This window comes from Chitinophaga pendula, assembly GCF_020386615.1.
Classification (GTDB): Bacteria; Bacteroidota; Bacteroidia; order Chitinophagales; family Chitinophagaceae; genus Chitinophaga; species Chitinophaga pendula.
In genome coordinates, this window is the sequence record NZ_CP077769.1 from 3,081,002 (window position 1) to 3,103,609 (window position 22,608).

Annotated in this window: 14 protein-coding genes; 5 read left to right on the forward strand and 9 right to left on the reverse strand. The window is 47.4% G+C overall.

Going from position 1 to position 22,608, the window contains the following annotated elements; translation table 11 throughout:
* Positions 1-18 precede the first annotated feature (18 nt).
* The 3 genes from KTO58_RS10895 to KTO58_RS10905 all read right to left on the reverse strand — a co-directional run bounded on the left by KTO58_RS10895 (position 19) and on the right by KTO58_RS10905 (position 5,682).
* Positions 19-2,994, reverse strand: a complete 2,976-nt coding sequence (locus KTO58_RS10895; protein ID WP_095839333.1) for a SusC/RagA family TonB-linked outer membrane protein — start codon at positions 2,992-2,994, stop codon at positions 19-21.
* Positions 2,995-3,363: 369 nt separating this feature from the next.
* Entirely contained in the window at positions 3,364-4,530 is a 1,167-nt protein-coding gene (locus KTO58_RS10900) for a glycosyltransferase family 87 protein (protein WP_157753036.1), read from the reverse strand.
* A gap of 138 nt (positions 4,531-4,668) precedes the next feature.
* Positions 4,669-5,682 (reverse strand): LacI family DNA-binding transcriptional regulator, encoded by a 1,014-nt coding sequence (locus KTO58_RS10905; protein ID WP_095839331.1) that lies wholly within the window; start codon positions 5,680-5,682, stop codon positions 4,669-4,671.
* 162 nt (positions 5,683-5,844) lie between these two features.
* On the opposite strand from KTO58_RS10905, the gene KTO58_RS10910 reads away from it, so the two are divergent.
* Genes KTO58_RS10910 through KTO58_RS10925 form a run of 4 tightly spaced genes read left to right on the forward strand, consistent with a single transcriptional unit; the run spans position 5,845 to position 13,525 of the window.
* Positions 5,845-8,055: a peptidase domain-containing ABC transporter gene (locus tag KTO58_RS10910; protein ID WP_225860192.1), complete on the forward strand. Its 2,211-nt coding sequence runs from the start codon at positions 5,845-5,847 to the stop codon at positions 8,053-8,055.
* A gap of 15 nt (positions 8,056-8,070) precedes the next feature.
* Positions 8,071-10,776, forward strand: a complete 2,706-nt coding sequence (locus KTO58_RS10915) for a lantibiotic dehydratase (RefSeq protein ID WP_095839328.1) — start codon at positions 8,071-8,073, stop codon at positions 10,774-10,776.
* Between the two features lie 3 nt (positions 10,777-10,779).
* The gene (locus KTO58_RS10920; RefSeq protein WP_095839327.1) at positions 10,780-11,700 is read left to right on the forward strand and encodes a thiopeptide-type bacteriocin biosynthesis protein; all 921 of its coding nucleotides are present in this window, start codon (positions 10,780-10,782) and stop codon (positions 11,698-11,700) included.
* On the forward strand, positions 11,618-13,525 hold the full coding sequence (locus KTO58_RS10925) for a lanthionine synthetase LanC family protein (protein WP_095839326.1): 1,908 nt from the start codon (positions 11,618-11,620) through the stop codon (positions 13,523-13,525). Before KTO58_RS10920 ends, KTO58_RS10925 begins: the two co-directional genes overlap by 83 nt.
* Positions 13,526-13,811: 286 nt before the next feature.
* On the opposite strand, the gene KTO58_RS10930 is transcribed toward KTO58_RS10925, so the two are convergent.
* The 6 genes from KTO58_RS10930 to KTO58_RS10955 all read right to left on the reverse strand — a co-directional run bounded on the left by KTO58_RS10930 (position 13,812) and on the right by KTO58_RS10955 (position 20,386).
* The gene (locus tag KTO58_RS10930) at positions 13,812-13,997 is read right to left on the reverse strand and encodes a pinensin family lanthipeptide (RefSeq protein WP_157753034.1); all 186 of its coding nucleotides are present in this window, start codon (positions 13,995-13,997) and stop codon (positions 13,812-13,814) included.
* A 265-nt stretch (positions 13,998-14,262) separates the two neighbouring features.
* Complete coding sequence (locus KTO58_RS10935; protein WP_095839324.1) at positions 14,263-16,368, reverse strand: TonB-dependent siderophore receptor; 2,106 nt, start codon at positions 16,366-16,368, stop codon at positions 14,263-14,265.
* Positions 16,369-16,394: 26 nt separating this feature from the next.
* Complete coding sequence (locus tag KTO58_RS10940; protein WP_198314940.1) at positions 16,395-17,840, reverse strand: DUF3526 domain-containing protein; 1,446 nt, start codon at positions 17,838-17,840, stop codon at positions 16,395-16,397.
* Complete coding sequence (locus tag KTO58_RS10945) at positions 17,827-19,248, reverse strand: DUF3526 domain-containing protein (RefSeq protein ID WP_157753033.1); 1,422 nt, start codon at positions 19,246-19,248, stop codon at positions 17,827-17,829. The genes KTO58_RS10940 and KTO58_RS10945 overlap by 14 nt, the downstream gene beginning before the upstream one ends.
* 4 nt (positions 19,249-19,252) lie before the next feature.
* Positions 19,253-19,960, reverse strand: a complete 708-nt coding sequence (locus KTO58_RS10950) for an ABC transporter ATP-binding protein (protein ID WP_095839322.1) — start codon at positions 19,958-19,960, stop codon at positions 19,253-19,255.
* A 48-nt stretch (positions 19,961-20,008) separates the two neighbouring features.
* Positions 20,009-20,386 (reverse strand): hypothetical protein, encoded by a 378-nt coding sequence (locus KTO58_RS10955; protein WP_095839321.1) that lies wholly within the window; start codon positions 20,384-20,386, stop codon positions 20,009-20,011.
* A gap of 821 nt (positions 20,387-21,207) precedes the next feature.
* Between KTO58_RS10955 and KTO58_RS10960 the strand changes: the two genes are divergently transcribed.
* On the forward strand, positions 21,208-22,179 hold the full coding sequence (locus KTO58_RS10960) for a methyltransferase (RefSeq protein WP_095841610.1): 972 nt from the start codon (positions 21,208-21,210) through the stop codon (positions 22,177-22,179).
* The last annotated feature ends 429 nt before the right edge of the window (positions 22,180-22,608 follow it).

The following is a 22,608-nucleotide window of genomic DNA, read 5'->3' on the forward strand; positions in this document are numbered from 1 at the left end:
GCGTTGTTTTCAGGTTGATTAGAATCCGAGATTTAATCCCAATGAGTAAACACGTGGTCTTGGATAGAAACGGTCGTCAATACCAACTGTCTGTACTTCCTTTCCTGCAAAACCAATCTCAGGGTCCAGCCCGGAATAACCGGTGATCACAAATACATTCTGCACGTTAGCATTTACGCGAAGAGATACTTTGTTGCGAAGGATCTTACCAAAATCATATCCGAGGCTGATATTGTCCATACGTAAAAAAGAGGCATTCTCTACGTAATAATCTGAGAAGTATTGGTTAGTTGTAAAACCAGTTTTATAGATGCTACTATGAACGTTTGCCAGGTAATTAGGATACTGGAAATTACGATAGGCACCATTATCAGAACTAACGTTGTTGTACAAATAGTTACCAAGATTAGCTCTTAGTACAAAAGCCAGATTCCACTTGTCGTAATTGAATTGAGAGTTGAAGCCAAGTAATACTTTCGGATCAGGTGATTTGTAACGATACCTGTCTTCCGGTGTGATCTGTCCGTCTCCGTTCAGATCTTCATATTTACCATCAATGGGTCTGCCATTGTTGTCATACACCTGCTTGTATACATAATAACTATAAGGAGCATATCCTACAGAATGTATTTCGACCTGGTTACCATTACCGCCAGTAACAGTACCGGTCAGTATGCCCTGAGAGTTATCATCCTTCACCTTGCTGAGGTTAGTGATCCTGGTACGGTTAAATGTGGCATTAAAACCAAGGTTCCAGCTGAATCTTTTGGTACTGATAGGGTTAGCGTTTATCACGACCTCTAACCCTCTGTTCTCGATATTACCTACATTAGTCAAGATGAAGTTAGTCAGGTTGCTACCTGCTGCCACGGGTATAATGCTCAACAGGTCTTTTGTCTTCTTGAAATAGTAATCTACACTACCGGATAACTTACCTCCCAGAAATGCAAAATCAATACCCGCATTATACGTCTGTGTCTCCTCCCATTTGATATTGGAGTCATATCCTTCCGGACGTAACGTCAGATAATATGCTCCTCCGAAAGGGTATTGTGCAGTCGGATCACTAAGTGTATAACGAGGCAGATAAGGATAGTCATTTAACACATCTTGCTGCCCTGTCAAACCGTAACCAATACGAAGTTTAAGATCGGATAATACCTTGGAATCCTTCAGGAAAGATTCTTCTTTGATCTTCCAGGCCAGCGCTGCAGAAGGAAAGTTACTCCAATGTTGTTTAAAACGGGAAGAACCATCCCGGCGGAAAGTGGCCGTCAACAGGTATTTATCTTTGAATGTATAATTCAGACGGCCAAAGAAAGAGATCAGTGTATTTTGTGTCCATGCAGGTAATCCCGCCTGAGAGATCGTATCACCTCTCTGATTCAGATCCGGATAACTGGGTGCCTCACGGATAAAATCCTGATAAGAGTATCCTGCCATCACATCCAGGCGGCTATCAATCTTTTTCAGCTCTTTTACGTAGTTGAGATAAAATTCCATCAACTTGTTATTCTTCTTCTGGGAATATTGGGTCTTAGTACCACCTCGCGCAAAGGCACTTCCGGCATAAGCCGGTACCTGTGTCCCTCCTTCACTGCTGGACACATCATAACCAAGATTCAGATTAGCGCGTAACTCAGGCAAGAAATGGAATTTATAGTCCAGCTGTATATTACCGATGCTCCTCTTCACTTCTCCTCTGTCATCCCTGAGTTCGAGCATGGCTAATGGATTACGGGTAGCCAGGGTATTAGGATTACCACTATTATCTACCCATTCGAAGTACCCGCCAAATTTATCCTTGGCACCATAGACAGGTTGCGTAGGATCAAAAGCAACAGCCGCATTGATAGCTCCCACATCTGCAAAACGTGACTTTACATAAGCTCCTCTTATGTTCAAATCAATTTTTAAATGGTCATCAAAGAAACGTGGACTCAGGTTCAGACTGGCAGTGGTACGTTTCATATTGGAAGTACGAACGATACCATCCTGCCCAGTATAACCTACAGAAAAACGGTAGGGCAATGGTTTAATCCCTCCGCTTACACTCAAGTTGTTATCCGTAGTAAAGGCGTCCTGTGTGATCACTTTCTGCCAATCCGTATTTGCCGTACCCAATAATGCCTGCTGCTCCGGCGAGCCTTTTTCCCGCACCAGCTGACGCAGCTGATCACCATTAAGCACCTTTACCTGGCCGGTACGTGCAGCCAGCGAAGCTTGTGTGCTGAAATTCAGATGCAAAGGTTCACCCTTTACGCCTTTTTTGGTAGTAATGATAATTACACCATTAGAAGCCCTCGAACCGTAAATAGCAGTCGCAGATGCATCCTTCAACACGTTGAAGCTTTCGATATCATTAGGATTGATCAGACTGGAGGCACTGGGCGCCCCTTTTAATTCAGTATTGTCCAACGGAACACCGTCCACAACGAACAGTGGATCATTACTGGCATTCAATGAAGCGCCGCCACGGATACGGATACGGCTGGCAGCTCCTGGAGCACCTCCACCGGAAGTAATCTGCAAACCTGCCACCTTACCGTTGATCAACTGCTCAGGATTAGTAATAGGACCTGCATTAAAATCTTTAGTACTGATCGTCGTAATAGCCCCGGTCAGGTCTTTCTTTTTCTGCGTACCATATCCAATTACCACCACCTCATTCAGCCCCTTTGTATCTTCCTGTAATATAATGTCTGCAACACTACTGCCATTTACAGCGACTTGTTGCTCTTTCGTAAGATACCCGATGAAACGTATCTCCAATGTTACTGGACCATTCTTGATCCCATTCAGCGTAAATCGACCTTCCGGATTTGTTATGGCGTTCTGTGTTGTACCCTTTACGATCACAGTCGCACCCGGCAATGGCTGCGCAGTCGCATCTGTTACCCGACCACTTATACTACCGGTCTGTGCCATTGCCGCTACGGAAAGCAGCAGAAAGCACCATAGCAAAGCATACCTGTTAAGGAGCATCCTTTTCATGTAAGTCTCTTTTTGTAAATAATGAATTGATTAGTGGAACTTGTTTTTCGTATCAGCCATCTTTATATTCATCCTGTGCCCCCGTGTTTTGAATGTCTATACCGCAAAAGCGGCCCCATATCTCATAACGTTATGTGACAACTGGTTAAGGATAAATAGCAGATGCTATCAGCTTGTTTTTCTTTTCATACAATAATTCTCAATAGCAGATGAACGAATCCCCCTGTTTTAGGTACAGTGGATTTACTCGGGAACGTTACCGGGAACGTTCCCGAAACGTGGAAAAAATTTAATCTTAACGCTAAAGTAACAAAAATATATTATCTACCAAGAAAGTTTTAGCAAATAAACCTGCCCAGAAGATCGGTATTAATCTTCTCCTGGTAAACGATCCGCCCCCAGCTCTACCGCGATCCCTGGCTCCCGTAAAAAGTGCCGGGTCAACACCTCGTAAATGATCAACAACCATAATACCAGACAGGGAAACGCCTTGATAGCATAAGGAACCGCTATATTATGCCTTACCCATGGAGTAAAAATATCGGAGTGAGAAAAACTGCAGACCACTACAATAAATCCAAACAAAATATGCCGCCATTGCAATGGCGCCGCCGCTACATACCAAATGCATACCGCCGGGAACGCAATAATATAAGTACATGCCTCCGAACTAGAACTGAACAACACCGGGAACAACAATGTAGTACATAATATATACAACTGGTAATACCGGTTCCTCCGGTACTTCAACCAGATATACTGACTTAGGAATAATACCACCGCAGGGCCAAATACATAAATGTTCTTCATCTCCGGCCAATGAAACACCCTCCGGATAAAACCACCGGCAGATATATCCTGTAACAATACTCCTTGCTCGAACTGCATATTGTTGGCATGTTTATGCGACAAACTTTCGAACCACTCTACATATGAACCGATTATATAAGCAGGAGAAGACAACAACATCGGCAATACAAAAAACAACACACTCCATAACAATACACTGACAACAAACTTTAACTTATGCTCACTAAAGAAAAAGAATGCCAACCCCACAATGCCATACAATTTTGTAAACGTACCCAACACCACAAAAAATGCTGCCCATACATCCTTCCCCTTATGGATACAGGCATACGTCAGCAGGATACAGGCAGCAATCGCCGTATTGAACTGGAAATAACTACTTGCCCCCATCAGCTCATTGGCAGAAAACAGCAGTATAAGATATTGCTGCGTCTTCGTCAAAGGCAACTGCCGGATCGCCGCATACAGGAACAACGCATTCGCCATTCCCCATAAGATCGCCCCCACCGTATCCGGAAATATCGAAAACGGCGCTATCACCAGACTAAAGATGGGTCCGTAAAGATTGACGTCAAAATAAGATTCGGGATAAGCTATGTACAGTGGAAGCTGCTCCTTTACATGCAGGAATACATGCTTAAAAATTATATAGTTATTGATGTTGCCGTGGAATGCTTCAAGACAAACAGCTATAAAACAAAGCCCAAACCACAGTGGAAGAACCAAATACTTCCACTTTCTCCGTAGAGATGCCGCTAAAAATGTGACCAATGCCGTATGTATTTTATGAAGGTGTTACAGACTTGCGGATGATAATACCAATATAACTACAGAAACAGTATCCCCCCTAAGCCTGCATAAAATTTATTCTCTGCCCGTAGAACGCCGCTCCATTAACGTAGACTTTAACACCACATGCTCATCTAATGCTACTGACTTACCAGGCTCTAGTATATTGAATAACAACGTAGCAGCCCTGGTTCCCATATCCCTGGCCGGCTGCGTGATCGTAGACAACGATGGATTCAGCAATGGCGCTATCTCCAGACTGGAAAAACAAATCACCTTTACTTGCTCCGGAATAGACAACTGCAGATCATGACAGGCATAATAACTGGCAATCGCCAACCGCTCCACCGAAGCAAACAACCCATCCGGCTTCAGCGTCTTCAACGCCTTCCGCATGATCTCAAAACTCTTCGCATGATCATTACTGCAATCTATCACCAGACGCTCCCTAAAAGAGATCCCTCCTTCCTCCAATGCATCAATATATCCCTGCATCCTCATCTTACCAATAGATAAACTCTTGTTGATCACCAGAAACGCCACCTTCTTACATCCCGCCTCCAACAAATGACGGGTAGCCGCAAAACTACTCTCATAATCATTTGTCGTGATCTTAGGCGCCACGATATCATCATACACTCGGTCGAAAAATACCAGCGGCACCTTCCGCTTCTGTAAAATATCAAGATACTGATGATCATTCGCCTCACCAGACGCAGACATGATAATACCGTCCACACGCCCGTTAGAAAGATCATTGATGATCGCCACCTCCTTCTGAAAGTCATCATCCGTCACATAAATCAAAGTATGATACCCCTTGTCCCGCGCCACCCGCTCAATCCCCTTCACCGCCTGGGAAAAGAAATTATTCGCCAGCTCCGGCATTATCACCGCAATCGTCTTACTCTTCTGCTCCCGCAAACTACTGGCATATAAATTGGGCTGATAATTGAGCTCCTTCGCCAATTTCAATATACGCTCCTTCGTCTCAGGATTAATGTCGCTGTTCCCACGAAATGCCCTGGATACCGTCGATGTCGACAGGTTCAGGTCCTTAGCGAGCTTCTTTATATTGATGCTCTCCATGTTTATTTGATCATTTAGCTTATCTCCCGGCTCAAGAACGATCCCAGCACAGGCACATCGCGCAATTTAGTGAAATTTAATGATCACGCTATTACCCGCCCCGCCCCCCGCCTCCTAAAATTTTATTTGCTATACCCGTCCATATAGCTTAAAATTGCAACAATGTTTCAAATAGGAAATAAACATAACGACTTTCCCTTCTACAGACAATCAGATGCCATGGATTGCGGCCCCACCTGCCTTAAAATGATCGCAACGCACCACGGCCGCAAATTCCCGCTGCAGTACATCCGTAATATCAGTAAGATCACCCGCCAGGGCGTTACCATAGCCGACCTTATGGCCACCGCCGAAAATATGGGCTTCAAATCCCTCCCGGCAGAACTTCCCCTGCAGATACTCATCAAAAAAGCACCGCTACCTTGCATCCTCCATTGGGAAAAAAAACACTTCGTCGTTCTATACCGCATTACAGATACACATGCCTACATTGCAGACCCGGCCCTCGAAAGGCCGGTGAAATACTCCTTACAGGATTTCCTGCTCTCCTGGCAGCTGGATGAACATACCACCACCGGCCGGGCCCTCTTCCTGGAACCACAGCCACAATTCCATTCCCAGGAAATAAAAGGCACCTACAATACTTCCCTCCGGTCCCTTTGGCCACACCTGCGCGACCATCGTAGTAGCTGGCTCCCCGTAGCCATCACCTTGCTACTGGCCACCCTATGCTCCGTACTCACTCCGCTGCTTACCCAGCGTATCGTCGATAGCGCCATCAGCGAAAAAAGTACCTCCATCCTGCTACTCATCTGTATCGGTCAACTGCTGCTATTCGCCGGCCGCCTGTTCACCGACTTCATCCGCGCCCGCTTACTCTATAAAATGGGCGCTCGCATCAGCATACAAATGCTGAAAGCATATCTCGACAAACTAATGCGTCTGCCCCTTCCCTTCTTCGATAACAGACATGCCGGCGACAATATGCAACGGGTCACCGACAATCAACGGGTGGAAGACTTCCTAACCTCTTCCCTGGTCAACTTTATCCTCTCCGTAGTCACCATCATCGTATTAGGTGTCGTATTGTGCTACTATAACGGCTGGATATTCCTGCTCTTCCTCGCCGGAGCTGCCGCCAGTATCATCTGGGCCAACTCCTTCCAGGAAAGACGAAGAGTGCTCGACCAAAAGAAATTCAAAGTCCTAGCCGCCAATCAGCATATCCTGCTCGAGATCTTTTCCGCCATGCAGGAAATTAAACTAACGGGCAGCGAAAAACTAAAAGGCAACCAGTGGCTGGACCTCCAGGAAAAATCCTTCGACCTTAAACTGGAAAGCCTCCGCATGGATCAATTCATGCAAGGCACCGGCGCTTTCATCAACGAGATCAAGAACGTGCTGATCACCGGACTGGCCGCCAGCCTGGTCATACAGGGCGATATCACCTTGGGTGCCATGTTAGCCATCACTTTCATCTGCGGACAACTCAATGCACCCGTATTACAACTGGCCGACTTCATCCGGGTCGCACAGAACACACGATTCAGCCTGCAACGCATGGCAGAAGTCGCACACGAACCGGATGAAGATCCACAACCCGATGCCTCCCTACCCTTGCAGGCCGTCACCGGGAAAGATATCGTCTTCAACCAGGTCAGTTTTCAATACGGACACCGGCACTCCCCCATGGTATTGAAAAATATAGACGTAACCATCCCCTCAGGTAAGATCACAGCGATAGTAGGCATGAGCGGCGGCGGCAAAACAACCTTGCTCAAACTGCTGTTGAAATCCTACCACCCCGTAGCAGGCAACATATATCTAGGTAGCCAGCCACTTACTGGCATTCCCGCCAAAGCGTGGAGAAAACATATCGGTGTAGTCATGCAGGATGGATATGTATTCATGGACACCATCGCCAACAATATATTCGCAGGTGCCGAAGAAAGAAACCAGGAAAGACTTCAGCAGGCAGCAAAAATGGCTTGTATACACGATTTCTTCATAAGCATGCCCTTCGGATACGACACCGTCATAGGCAGCGAAGGCTATGGCCTCAGCGAAGGCCAGACACAACGCCTCCTCATCGCCCGCCTGATATATAGAAATCCCGCTTTTATCTTCCTCGACGAAGCCACCAACTCACTCGACGCACATAACGAAAAAGCCATCATTGATAACCTGAATAACTTCTTCCCGGGAAAAACAGTGGTCGTGGTGGCTCATAGACTCAGCACCGTCCGCCATGCCGATCAGATCCTCGTCATGGACCATGGCAGGATCGTAGAAAATGGTACGCACCAGGAACTGATCGCTACCGAAGGCCGATACTTTCAACTTATCCGCAACCAGCTTGAACTGGGGAAATAGAAAAATATAAACCGCATGAGAGTAAAAATATTTCCATATGCCTTCGCCAGGTATACCACCATACATCAACAGCATTTTGAGGCCCTCCTGCTGGCTGATATACCCGTACAGCTTACAGCAATGGCCAATCTGTCCGCCCGGATCACTCAAAGCAAAGAAGCCGCCTGCGAGCTGCTGTATCATAATATCCAATCACAAAACAATGACGCCGACAGACAACCACTCATACGGCTAAAACGACTCGTATTCAATACCAGGCTCCCCGACGAACACCTGCTACAAACAGTCATCCCACAACTCCCCGATACAACACAGCGTGCATTAAAAGAATACCTCGACCTGGTACACCAGCAACAACAACTAACAAGCAGCTGGCAACAACACTTCGATGAACAACTAACCCGTCACCGCCAATCAATCCAGCAACTAAGTACCAATCCCTTGTTGGAGAATGGCTTGCTGTTATCCAGCCCTGTACTATTCGATCAGCTTCCCTCCTTCAGAAAAAGACCTGCGGATAACTTCAGACATAAAGAAGTAAAGAATGAATACAGCTTGTTAAGATACCTCTCCCGTATGGCGTTCAAAACCTCGCCTTTTAGTACGTTCACCTATACAGGTATTGCAGAGATCAACAACACAGACACCGCTTTGACCATCCCTCATCCGGAAACGATTAAAAGTGGCGTAAGGCTTAATAATGCGCTTTTCACCTACCTGCAGTCCCTGATGGTACATCACCCCGCCCTCAATGAAATATTGCTGGTAAGACTCAACAATACCACCATCCGGCACGACAATCACTTACAGTTCCTGGTCAACTGTTTCAATATAGAAGCCTTTCAGCGTATGCCCGCCGCCGGCATTGCCTTGTGGCTGTTCCACACACTGGAAGAACAATCTGCCACGCAGCTCACATTAAAAGAATTGATAGCAACTTTAGGCAACGCCATGGCAGATGCCGACCGGGAAAGTATCAAGTCATTCCTGCTCAAACTCATACGGGCTGGACTCCTCGAAGCAAGCACCGGCTGCTCCGGCATCAGCCCCGAATGGGATCTGGCCCTGATCTTCTTCCTCCGGCAATGCCGCGAAGAACATCCGCAGGTCATCCCGCTGTGCAACGTCCTCGAAGAACTACATGCCATCAGGGAAACATATACCACCGCATCGCCTGTACAACGAAGACCGTTATTACAAAAGGCAGCAGACAGCCTCAATCACACCCTTAACATATTACACCAACAGGCAGGCTTCCCAACAGCAGATCCCGGGCAACAGGAGACCGGTAAAGAAGCCCTCATCCGGCAACAGCTGGAAGCAACCACCTTCGAAACGAACGTATTCAGCCCACGGTATTTTCAGCCGGCTAATATCTTTTACGAAGATGCATCCACTCCCGAGGTCGCGACACTGCCAGCAAACAGCTTGCAACCGCTCGTGGAGAAAATAGACCAACTCTGCCAGGCCATCGCCTGCCTGGACGACCTGCAGGACGAAAGAGACGCGATGCGTAATTTCTTCCGGAAACATTACCAGGACAACGATACCGTCCCCATAACAACATTCTATCACGACTACTACTTGCAGGAAAAAAAGAAAAGCAAAGAAACAACAGCCCAAAAGGCATCGCCCAACAGAAGATCGGTCTCACCGGAAAACAAACAACTATTACTGCAATACCTCGACATACAATACAATAGTAAATCAGTAGTCAATATATGCCCCCAGCCGCGCTCAGCAAAGATTACAACACCAGCATCCCCTGCAGCAAAAGCAGTATTCGCGCAGCTATTTACCACATCTGTAGATAACTCATGCCGCTTGCAGGCAGTGATAAATAATTTCCTGCCAGGTATGGGGAAAGTGGCAGGCCGATTCCTGGACTTGTTTGATCCGGCTATCACCAACACGTTCAGAGAATGGAACAATCGCCTCCACCAGGATACCGTCCTAATGGAATTAAGTGATGGCTCCAGCTTCAATGCCAATATACACCCACCCCTGCTAGCTTGTGAAATAAGGATCCCAGGGGGCCATAATAATTATCCCGCTACACAACAAGCCCAGTTGCAGGACATCGTCGTAGCGTATGACAACAACAACAAAGCACTCTATCTGCATCACCTTACCTCCGGCAAAAGGATCTACGCATTCGACCTCTGCCTGGAGTCTTTCTATATGCGCTCCAACTTTTACCAGCTGCTCGCACACTTTAATCCCGAACAACATATCCCCGTCCGGCGTTTCGTACATATGCTGGATGAAACACATCTACACCTCCACCCATCCGGCGCTGCAGGCATCCTGTATAAGCCACGCATTGTCTATGCCGATGATGTGATCATCCGCCGTAAAGGTTGGCTGATGGACGTAGCGATTATACCCACGCAGGGAAAAGAAGAAACAGAGGCTGGTTTTCTGCTGAGACTCAATCAATGGAGAATCTCACACGACATTCCCGAACAGGTCTTCCTGGTACTCCGTACACATTATAACACCATCCCGCTGACAGATAAAAATGAGCTGCAACGCGACGACTATAAACCGCAATACATACATTTCTACAATCCGCTGCTGGTTATGTTATGGAAGAAACTGTTGTCCAGAGCAGACAAACAGATATACGTAGAAGAAATGTTACCGCATACCGCGGATCTTAACCAGCCAACCAGCTCCCTACCCGTTACAGAACATCTTTTACATTGGTATAAATACTGAGTGATGGAAAGACACTGGCTATCCGCACATATATTTTTCGATGGAGACCTCAACCTGCTACTACGACAGGGGGTACAGCCATTACTGGCCGGGCTCTCCGCACAACTCGATATGAAATGCCCTTACTTTTTCATTCGCTATGGAGAAGAAGGACCACATATCCGCCTGCGGCTACTGACAACTCCCGCTCACGAAGCGGCTGTAAAAAACAGGTTGCAGGAAAACATGGCCGCTTTCTTCCAACTGCATGCCACCGGCAGCAACACCCATCGCATACACTTCAGAGACTATCTGCCGGAAACAGACCGGTATGGTAATGCCTGCACCCTCCCTTATGCAGAACAACTTTTCTATCATTCCTCAGCCATCATCCTCGATTGGATCACACACAGCAGCACCTGGGGGCAATCACAGGCCTTCGTCAGCGCCATCCGACTCCATCTCATACTCCTGCATGCCACACAATACGACATGCCGCGTATTACATCCTGCTGCCAACATTTCATCAACAGCTGGCTGCCGCATACTGAAGACCCTCAGCAACGACATTTGCTACTACAGCATATGCAACAGATGTTTAACCGGTACGCCGGCATATTATTGCCCACCACACAGGAGCTCTGGTCCGATCTATCCCGTTCACAGGCAGCAGGCAATCTCCAACTCATCCGGCAACAATACCATCATATTTACCGGCAATACCAACAGACCGGGCTTTCCGATACCCGGCTGGCAGATATCACCGGCAGCTTCCTGCACATGACCAACAACCGGCTGGGCATCGCCAACCAGGAAGAATCATTTATCGTTTACCTGACCCTTAAATGCATTGAACATATCCATGGAGCAAACACCACAACAATCGATCATACAGGAAGTAACAAGAATAGCCCATCACCTGATAGCTACCGCGACAACGGATGAACAGGGTATATACTGGCTGACACCAGCCCCTGATCCCGGCAGCCAGCCTGCAGAGAGCTTCGATCTGTTTAATGGCTCCCCCGGCGTCATCCTTTTCCTGCTAACCCTATATGGATACAACCACGATAAATACTATCTCGAAAAAGCATTACTCGCCGCCAACCGCTTACTACAACAACCACAGGTAAAAGATCCTGCTTATTTCACATTCTATACCGGCGCGACCTCCGTCCTGTTCCTCTGCCTGCGCCTGCACCAGGCTACCAATGACCACCAATACCTCGAAAAAGCCAGGACACTCTCCGCACACTATCTGGAAAGCATCAATACCAAAGTAGAACAGGATGACCTGCTGAGCGGAAATGCCGGCAACCTCCTCCTCTTTACCCACCTCTACGCCTATACTGCGGATGAATACTATCTGCAGCCCATCCGCACCCTCACAGACAAATTGATAGATAAAGCCCGCATCGCAGATAACGGCCTGAAGTGGGACCCTATCAAACATGCATACGACAGCCTCACCGGCTTCTCTCATGGCGTTGCAGGTATCGCCTTTGCGCTCCTGCAAACAGCCCGCTGCTTCAATAGTACAGGTCTGTTATACCTGGCCGAACAGGCACTTGCATATGAAATGCAGTACTATGATCATGATCGTAATAACTGGATGGACCTCCGTATAGGCGCCCAACGGCTCCGCAATATCCATGACCAGCTGGGTCCACAACTTGCAAGCTGGCAACTACAATACTTCTACCCCACCATGAGCGATGTCAATACCTGGGCACATGGCGCAGCAGGCAGTGGCCTCAGCAGACTCTACGCCTGGGAAATGACGGGCAATAACAGCTACCTCGAACAGGCCACCGCAGCACTGCAAAAAGGGCTCTCGGATATCACCGGCAGCGAACGTGGAGATTTCACCCTCTGCAGCGGATATGGCGGCATCGCCGCCCTCATGATGGAAACCGCCCGCATACGCCGCCAACCCGATTGGCAATACCAAACCCAACACATCGCCCTAAAAGCAATCGCCCATTTCCGCCAACAACAAACCTACAATAGCTACATCAACAACAGCATAGCAGACCCGGGCCTCTTCTCCGGCCTGTCGGGCGTAGGATATTTTCTCCTGAGCACCATCCACCCCGCCGGAACAGCATCCATACTACATCCCATCATTACTACATCCCTACCGCATCAACAAATGGAGCAATACACAATAGAAGCGGTCAAACAACGCCTCTTTACCAGATATTTCCCCAACACCATCCCACTGCTGTTACGCCAAAAACATCTCGATCACGCACATATCAACAGTACAGACAACATACACCAGCTATACCGGACAATAGCAGCTAAGATCACACCGACTTATGAAGACAAAGAAACCGTACATCGCTGGGAAACAGATAAGCAAACCACCACCCTATGGCTGCAACACAAAGGATGGCTCTCCCACCGGAAAAGAAAAGAAATACATGAACAGTTGATAACCCATCTCCTCACCACAAACAACGATGCCTTCCTGCAACAAATACTGGTAACCTCAGCCAATATCAGGTGGTTCCCTAACGCAGCCGCAGCAGAATTCCCCTACACACTACTCTATAGCCACGAGACAGGCATCAGCAGCCTGCAGACAGGCAACTTCACCATCTGGATACTCAACCACCTCCAAACCCCGGCTACCCCCCAAGACTTATTCAACAAAATCCCCTTACCTGCCGCTACACAAAAACAGCATATTACCTCTACCCTCCTCTCCCAACTGAAAGAATTATTGCAAAGCGGCCTCATAACTGTATATATACCCGCATCATGATAAACAAATGGATTCCCCGTAGCACATCTACCCCCTAAAGGGTGCTTTTATGACGCATTAAATATAGCCCATTTTCGCCTGCAACAAACTGAAAATCAACAAGTAAAACCCTCACGTCCACCTCTCCCTTAATTAACCTATAACACTCCTATATCATTTGTATATCCAACCCATATTCCCCCTTTCTACCGGTATCCCCAAACAAAAGGGGCCGTCTCATTTTCATGAAACAGCCCCTATTTCGTTACTGAGTCCGTATTAAATCAAATCCAGCGTGACTTAATACTTAGCAAACTTTTGTAGTGCAAAAATGGTGTTCGTCATCTGTCTGCTGAGTGTGAGTAGGGTGAGACTGGGCAGCCAGACCACCAGCGAGACGCATGCTCATTTCGCTGTCGATGCTGGTTACAAAGCTTTCAATTTTCAAATCGTCCAGGCTCAGTTTGATTTTGTCTGCATTGTTCTCTTTCATAAAATAGTATTTAATTGATTAATGCCTACTATTAAAGGGTCTCGGCATTCCCCGGATTGCAATCCATATAAAGATATAATAAATGATACAATGTTGCAAAAAAATAAGCTCACTTTTTCTTTACTTTTTCTACACAAATTTTTCCTTCAAAGGCTTACAGGAAAAGGATTACAGCACAACACCAATTACTGTGTGCATAACAGTTGTAAACAAAATAAATGATGTGTAATAATTATTGCCGCATGCTCATTAAATGATTGTTCTTTTATAATCTCACACCAAAAAATGCTCTCATATTAAATGGGTTACCATCGATATAATAAGTGGTCTTTACATCAGGATAAATAGAACCGATCAGGATATCCCCACTAGAGAAATAACGCTTGTCGGTGATATTATCAGCAATCACCCGCACATACCATTTCCCTGCATCAAAAGCTACGCCCGCATCAAACTTCGTATAACCAGGCAGGTATACATCTTTTGTATAGGTAGCAGGTTTCACCACTGTACTCTCTCCCAGGCTGAAACTTAATCTGCCGGCATCGCTGATAGGCAGACTGTATTGTATCCAGGCATTTGCTATCTGCTGCGGCATAAACGCCAGCGACATACCTACATTGTTAGATTTGGTATCCTTGCTCGTAACAGCATGCGTATAGGCATAGTTGGCAGATACCGTCCACCTGTCCGTCAGCTGCCCGTTGATATCCAGCTCTACACCTGTGCTCGTCGCCTGCCCCGTTTGTATCCGGTAACGCGGATGCGTCAGATCAGACACCAACAGGTTGTTTTTGGTCACCCGGAATACCGTAACATTTGTCGTCAACCGTTTATGCCACCACTCCCCTTTCATACCTACCTCCATATCATTTCCCCTCAGCGGCTTGAAAGAACGTTTTTCGAAATCCTGTCCGGGCTGCGGTATAAAAGATTGATCATACAACGCATACACGGAGATATTATCACGGATCAGCCAGGTAAGGCCCAGCCGGGGTGAAAATGCCTGTTCTGACTCCCCTCCCGTCTGCTGTGTCGCAGTATATCGACCGCCTACATTGAGCCGCCACCGTGGACCAAGGTGTATCATATCATGTACAAACACCGACCACCAGTTATTGATCTCATTAGAAGAAAACACATTTGTCAACATCTTCACACTGTCAGTGGGCAAGCCATACTGAGGACGATTACGGTCAAAAGCAAATGAATACTGTCCGTTATTATAATCATACAGATCCTTCGTATAATTATGATCCGCACCAGCTAACAGGTAATGTTTCACCGCAACTCCGGTCTGGAAATTACCCTTTACATATGCCTGCGTCGCAATTACCTCCGCCTGCTGAAAGCTTTTCACCGGCAACCGCCGCGTAGTATTGCTGGGGTCAAAGTTCACAGGAGATTGGTTATCAGACATCAGGTACCAGCTCTCAATAGGAGTCCTCGTATATTTACTCTGTAATATCAGTTTCCATTGCGGATGAAAAGCATGTGTGAACATTAGCCTGGCAGATTCCGTCTGCCCGTAAGAATCCGGCAATCCGGGATCACCACCATAATTACTGCTCAGCTTCGCATTACGTATCTCTTCATCTGTACCTACTTTGGTCGTACTACTCCCTCCCTTCGCATTCATCCGTACCAGGTTATATTCTCCTAGTATATAGGTCTTCGGACTAAAATTATATTGCAATACCGGCGCCACCACGAATTTATTAGTCTTAATAAAATCCAGAAACGACTGCTGATACTGGTACGCCGCATTTAACCGGTAAGAAAACCCTTTATTCCTCACCGCACTCCCCAGGTCTATAGCACCCCGCCACAGATTAAAGCTGCCACCGGATATCTCTACTTCTCTCACACGTTGCGACTTCGGCGCTTTTGTATTGATGTTGATACTACCCCCAGGCTCTCCGGAAGATGCCAGGAAACCCGCCGGTCCCTTGATAAACTCCACTGACTCTATAATAGCGGCATCATCCACCGAACTCTTTTGATATAACCCGTTCACAAAAGTCGGCGCAGGGAACCCTCTCATAAATATCGTGGTAGATGCATCAAATAGGTTGGAACTATATCCCATATGCACACCGCTGGCATTACGTACAATATCACGTAACACCAACCCTCCTTGTTCCCGGATCAGTGCACTACTCACATTTACAATATGCTGAGGTGTCTCCAGGAAACTGCCCTCCAAGCGCAACAGGGACGATACACTATCCGTTCTGAAACGACGTTTCCGATCTGCGACCTCCACCTCCTTGAGCCGCATTTTACGTAGACTGTCAGGTACACGCTGCTGTGCATATACCCAACCAGACAAATGAATAATAATACTTAGTATAACGACATTTTTTTTCATACAGTTGTTAAGTTTATAGATCGGTACTATCCTTGGGTACGACGGAGCACCATCGTGCCTGCCAATGCAAATGCAGCGCTGAGCAAACCGAAGTATAGCAACCCTTTTGATAGCATGGAAATACGACCTGGATCGGCAGTAGGCACATATACCGGTAATGTGGCATAGTCCGCCGCCTTAAATGTCCGGTCATTAAAATTGAAATCATACATGTAGTGTTTCCAGCTGTCCCGGAACACACGCACCCGCTCCCGGAAAAATGACTGATCCAATACATCCGTCTGCGCGATCCGGTTCAGTAATGCCTGCGCATATACCGATGGACTAAACGAATAAGCCCGCATCACCATCCCTAACTCTTGCTGGTACGTAGCTTCCTGCGCCGCCAGCACCCGGTCCATCCTGTCTTCCGCCAGCTGATAATAAGCCATTGACCTCCGCATACTCAACTCGCTGGTGTCATAAGCACTTTGATTCCGGTATACAGGGTACCGCAGGTAAAAACTATCCAACAAGTCCTTCTGAGGCAGGTCCCAGGTCTCCCAGGCGATCTCCCGCTGCCGGGACGCATTTACCGCCGTATGATCTGTCGTGGCCGTCCGTACCAGCGAAAAATGCACCAGCGCCGGAATGATCACCAGCAACAACAACCAGCTGAATAACAGTGCCACCAGATTAGTCGCCGAACTCCGGTTCCACGAGATCACAAACCAGATCAACGCCATCCAGAAAGCCAGGTAAATACCCGTAATGCCTATCCAAAATAGTAGCTCCGCCGACCGGAAATGACTGCCCGCAGGTGCCAGCAAAAGTCCGGCAAATGTCAGCAACAACACACCGGCCAATAACAATAGGTAGCGCAATAATAGACGGAACAGTAACACACACACAACGCCTCCTCCCTGTATCGTCAGCAAGGCCAGCGTCCCTTGCTCCTTATCCAATGATAATAACTGGTAACTAAAACCGATCGCCAGCAATGGCAACAAGTAGATCACCAGGAAAGCCAGGTCGAAATTGCCGGCAACCAACTGCTGCGGATTGCTGATCTTTTCCTCCGCAGCCTGATAGATATCTTTGATCCGCACCGGGTAATAAGCATTGGCAATATCACTCACCCCTATCGACAAGGCACTGAATGCCGCCGCCTCCTGGTGCGCAGTACGATATAACCGGTATTCCACCACCGCCGGCGATATAGCAGCAGCATAATCACTCTTCCCTTGTGCCGTAGTCGTGTCGGCAGATAACTGCCCGTAAAGCTGATCGTATCGCGACCGGTAATCCTGCCGCAAACTATCCATCACCACCATCCGCTGCATCGCTACCGAATGCCCATAAAACAAGGCATATCCGCCCGTCAGCAACAACACCGAAAGGATCACCAGCAACGTGTAACTACGCAATACGCCCTGCCACTCGTAGCGCAACAACCAACGGCTACTATGCACAAACTGCTTATAAGATGCCATCAACAGAGATTTTCCTGAGTAAAAACACACCGAATAATAACCACAACACAAGCGAAACGATCGCATACCGCTGCTCCCACAACACCGCTGTCAATACAGGGGGCTGATAACGGAACACCGGCATCGACTTAAAGAAAGCAGCTTCCGTCTTCCAGCCATAATCGCCGGTCTTACTGCCGCCATATGCCATCCGCTCATTCAGCTGACGGATAAAATCATTACGATACTGCTGCGCTGCCCGGAAAAAAGACGCGTGATGCCGGTAATCCGATCCGCAGATCGCCATCGAAAGACTACGCAGAGCCAGATAAGGGTCCAGAAAAGCCACCTGATCAGCGATCTTGTTCTGCGCCCGGATCAGCCTATCCACCTTGCCCATCTCCGCATCATAGATGCGTTGCATATAATCCTCCGCAGCCTGCATTTGTATAGCGTCAAAGTTAACCGGCAACGCCGCCAGGGTCTTCACCCCGTAACGCTGTAACCATTCCCGTTGCAGCCGCTCCTGCCGCTTACTCCTGGGATCATCCCCATGAATACCAAACTTCTCCGCTTCGTCTATCTTTTGTTGTAATACCTGCCTCGAAGGAAGCGGATAAAGCATCCCTCCGGCCGCTGCCGCCACCCGGGGCGCCAGTACGTTACCAAATAGCCAGCAGGCCAGTAACAGTAACAACACCTGCGTCCCCCGTTTTAGCTTTGCAGAAAAGAACACACATAATAACACGAGTATGCTGGTATAGGAACCGTACACCAGTACCAACAATCCCGCTCGTATATAGTCTGTTCCCGCTGCCCTCAACCCGGTGCCAACAAACAGCAAAGGCAGGTATAACAATAAACCCAAGAGTAACAATCCATTACATACTAAAAGGTTAAACCCCGTCTTGCCGGCCAGTAACCTCCGCTGATCGGCTCCCTGTAGCAGTAATAATTTTAATGTCCCGCTCTCCCGCTCCTGGGTATACGTAGCATAACAAAATAGTATAATGAATAAGGGAAAAAACAATCCCAGCACAGTGGCCATCGTCAACCCGCCAAAACGCAGGTAGTTATCCGCCGGCCCTACAGGCCCCGCTGCCAGCAAATGCTGCACATGGGCCTCCACCCGCATACTATAACCGCTTACCGCATTCACACCATTATCAAAACCACTCAACACCGGTAACGGCTTGAATAAATAAGTACCAAAATGTGCCGCATCATGCGGATTCCCCGCTTTCATGCCCTCCCATTGCGAACGGAACAACGCCGTGGCAGCAGCCCGTTGCACACGCAACTGCGATGCCTCCCGCTGCGTACCGGCAAAGGCAATCCCCAACAGCAGCAATAAACATAACGCTCCCCCCACAATAGTGCGGTTACGCCACGCCGTCCGCCATTCTTTTATAGCAATCGTCTTGAACATAGATTTATTTGTCGGCTAACATATGTTCCATATAGATCTCCTCCAGCGCATAATGATCTACCTCGCTGGCCTGCATTACCGTCAGCAACCGCCCCTCTTTCATAATACCGATCCGGCTGGCTACTTCCCGCGCACGGTACAGATCATGCGTGGCCATCAATACTGCCCGGCCTTCCCGGCTGAACCGCTGCAGCAACAGCGAAAATTCATTGCTGGCACTGGGGTCCAACCCGGATGTCGGCTCATCCAGCAACAATGCCTTGGCCTGCTTCGCCGTCGCAATAGCAATGCCGACCTTCTGCCGCATCCCCTTGGAATAACCTTGCACCCGCCGGTGAATAGCATCCGCCTGCAAACCAGCATCCAGCAGATACCGCTCCAACTGCTCCCGGCTCGCTACCGCTCCCGTCAGCGTATGAAAAAATGCCAGGTTCTCCAGCCCGCTGAGATAAGGATACAACATCACCGTCTCCGGAATGTATGCAATAGCCCTCCGCGCAGCCGCCAAGTGCTCATGCACCGTGATCCCGTTTACCTTCGCACTGCCGGCCGATGGAGTGGTAAATCCAAGAAAACAGTTGATAGTCGTCGTTTTACCGGCGCCGTTAGGGCCTAACAAACAAAACACTTCCCCTGCTCCTACCTCCAGGTCCAGCCCGTGCAACGCCGTGTACCGCCCAAATCGCTTGGACAGCCCGATTGCTTGCAGCATAATTGAATGTGATAGTCAGTAAATAATGATGGAAATACGTAAAGCAGATTACATCATCGCAACAGGAGGTCCCCTGTTACTACGTACCGTATGAACACCGGTATAAGAAGAAGAAGAAAATAAAAGATAGGGTAAAAACCAAAAGGATAATATCGCAACCGCCGGCAAGGAATAGTCAATCACGGCGTCCTTACTCAAATCATAATCACAAATAATACAGGCATGCCCCCGCTGCACAAATGCCTCGCCCGAAACACATAGCTCCCCACCTCCTGCCAGCAATTGCCGCCAGCTCCACAACGACCGGTGCTGAGCGCCTGCATGATCATGCGTATGTCCCGTCTTCACTAACTGCACAAAACACAACACCACCAGCAGAAAGATCGCCGGCAACTGTCGCTTTATATGATATGCAGATATACGCATACAGCAAATATAAGTGTTATGAATTCAAATATGATACTTAGTTGCAATTATTTTTTATAATAATAGTTTGTGTGCTAACTACATACTCCCGTATCATACACCTGGATAAGTAACAGTTGTCAGCTAAGAAATAGATGGCACAACATCTATCAAAACGGCAATAACGTCCGCCCTTACACGTAGCGATTGCCCGCAACCGGATACCCCCTCCCGATCCGCCATACGAGCTGCGCAAAACATTATCCAACAAATAGTCATGTTGATTAAAAAAATGTTTGTAAAAAACATTTTTTGATTAGTAATTGTAGAAAAAAGGAGTAATTTTGATTACACATTTGAAACAATAACGTAGCAGCATACACAAACCTATGATACCGGGAACATTACTTTGGTACACCGCAGTACCTGGGGAAAAAAGTAATCTTCTTCTTGACGGTTTGCCAATGATTTGCTCAACCCTTTTTACCCTGGTCATTAAAACGAAGAATTGCAAAATTACCCACTGACAAATTCAAATTTAGTCTGTGAATAGCCATGTGTAACAACGGTTGGCAATAAGTAAGGATATCAGGCCATAGTCACACCTATGCGCGTATACCAGCTATACGGCACTCAAACCCGCCGTGTATAGCCCATACCGCCATAACGGTGATAAAGATATACCTTCCTCTTCAACAAAGGCCGCACTTGTAATTTTTCACCACGTAAAGACTTGATATGTCATACTATCAATGATAGCAGCCATACTATTGCCTGCACTCAATGATAGCCTGACAACCCATACTATAAACCAACAGAACGTTACCTTAAAAAATAACACAATGGAAGAAACACTAGTCAAAACGCTGTTCGTTGTAGGTGAAAAACGATCAGGCACACAACAAACCCCGGAATACGAAATCATCAGCTCCAGAGAACTCACCAACTCCCTGGATGCCTCCGGCGCATTACCAGAACTCTACAACCGGGACACCTATGCACTGCATATTCCCGTTCTGACAGATCCTTTTCACTATAAAGAAAAAGATCAGGTCATCCCCCTACAGCCCGAACAACTCTTTTTCATGGACTACACCGACCTCACAGATATCACCGGAAAAGATATACTGGAGATCGGACTCGGCTCCGGCATCCTCAGCATCTTCTGCTTACTAAAAGGCGCCAGACACTGCACAGGACTGGATATCAACCCAAGAGCCAAAATATTCAGCGGACATAACGTCCTGCTCAATAACCTCGACCATCAACTCGAAATTAAAGATGGTAACACCACCGATATCTTCGCACCAGTAACAGACCGGAAGTTTGGTTTCATCTACTCCAACCCGCCATTTGAACCAACACCGCCCAACATGGAATACTACTACAATTCAGCAGCAGGCATATACGGCCTCTCCTTCGTAGAAGCACTCCTCAAAGATGTAAGCCAATACCTCCAGGAAGATGGCACCTTCCAAATGGTAACAATGGCTCCCGGAAACGAACACACGCCGTTTATGCTCTGTGATATCCTCGAAAAATATCTGCCCGGCGCCGCAGTAGAGATCATACTCGATCACGTCCCCATCCGATATGAAACATTCGTGGACAGATTCGAAAACATCTTTAATATTGCAACCGAAAGCATAACACAAATGAAAACAACCGCCCATGCAGATGGCGTCACCCACCTGCATATGCTGGTACTCAAATATAAAAAAGGTCAAAAAGGCAATATCACCCTCACCCAGGCCCGTAAGACCTACGAAACATGGAACTCCCCGTTAGGCATACCTAACGAACTATATAATTGATCATCACGCAAAGTAAACCCATAATTTAACACGACATGAACGCACACCATTTATCAGCAGTACGTTTCCCTCTTATTTTTTAACATTTTGCTAAAACATTTAAGCAGCAACATAGTTACCAACTTTAGAACCAGTAAACTTTCACCGGCTTCCGTGAGCCCAGTCGTAACCTATAGACAGACATAACACATAAACACATGATCATATGCTCCGCAGCATAGCAGTAAGAGGACCAGCTTATTGATATGCCCAACGTAGCCATATGTACCACATTGACAGATAATACCATCCCGCACTTTCCCCGGCGGGCTGCTATCCTTTTGCCGTCAAAATGGTAACCAATACAACACGATGAACGAACAATAAAACCATTTAAACACAACATCCGCATTTGACGCCTACGTGTCAAGGCCATCGCGCATGCCTCAA

Bases quoted from the DNA above. Each gene is read 5' to 3' on its own strand.
- KTO58_RS10895 (WP_095839333.1), bottom strand. From the start codon at position 2,994: ATGAAAAGGATGCTCCTTAACAGGTATGCTTTGCTATGGTGCTTTCTG.
- KTO58_RS10905 (WP_095839331.1), bottom strand. From the start codon at position 5,682: ATGGAGAGCATCAATATAAAGAAGCTCGCTAAGGACCTGAACCTGTCG.
- KTO58_RS10910 (WP_225860192.1), top strand. From the start codon at position 5,845: ATGTTTCAAATAGGAAATAAACATAACGACTTTCCCTTCTACAGACAA.
- KTO58_RS10915 (WP_095839328.1), top strand. From the start codon at position 8,071: ATGAGAGTAAAAATATTTCCATATGCCTTCGCCAGGTATACCACCATA.
- KTO58_RS10920 (WP_095839327.1), top strand. From the start codon at position 10,780: ATGGAAAGACACTGGCTATCCGCACATATATTTTTCGATGGAGACCTC.
- KTO58_RS10925 (WP_095839326.1), top strand. From the start codon at position 11,618: ATGGAGCAAACACCACAACAATCGATCATACAGGAAGTAACAAGAATA.
- KTO58_RS10930 (WP_157753034.1), bottom strand. From the start codon at position 13,997: ATGAAAGAGAACAATGCAGACAAAATCAAACTGAGCCTGGACGATTTG.
- KTO58_RS10935 (WP_095839324.1), bottom strand. From the start codon at position 16,368: ATGAAAAAAAATGTCGTTATACTAAGTATTATTATTCATTTGTCTGGT.
- KTO58_RS10940 (WP_198314940.1), bottom strand. From the start codon at position 17,840: ATGGCATCTTATAAGCAGTTTGTGCATAGTAGCCGTTGGTTGTTGCGC.
- KTO58_RS10945 (WP_157753033.1), bottom strand. From the start codon at position 19,248: ATGTTCAAGACGATTGCTATAAAAGAATGGCGGACGGCGTGGCGTAAC.
- KTO58_RS10950 (WP_095839322.1), bottom strand. From the start codon at position 19,960: ATGCTGCAAGCAATCGGGCTGTCCAAGCGATTTGGGCGGTACACGGCG.
- KTO58_RS10955 (WP_095839321.1), bottom strand. From the start codon at position 20,386: ATGCGTATATCTGCATATCATATAAAGCGACAGTTGCCGGCGATCTTT.
- KTO58_RS10960 (WP_095841610.1), top strand. From the start codon at position 21,208: ATGGAAGAAACACTAGTCAAAACGCTGTTCGTTGTAGGTGAAAAACGA.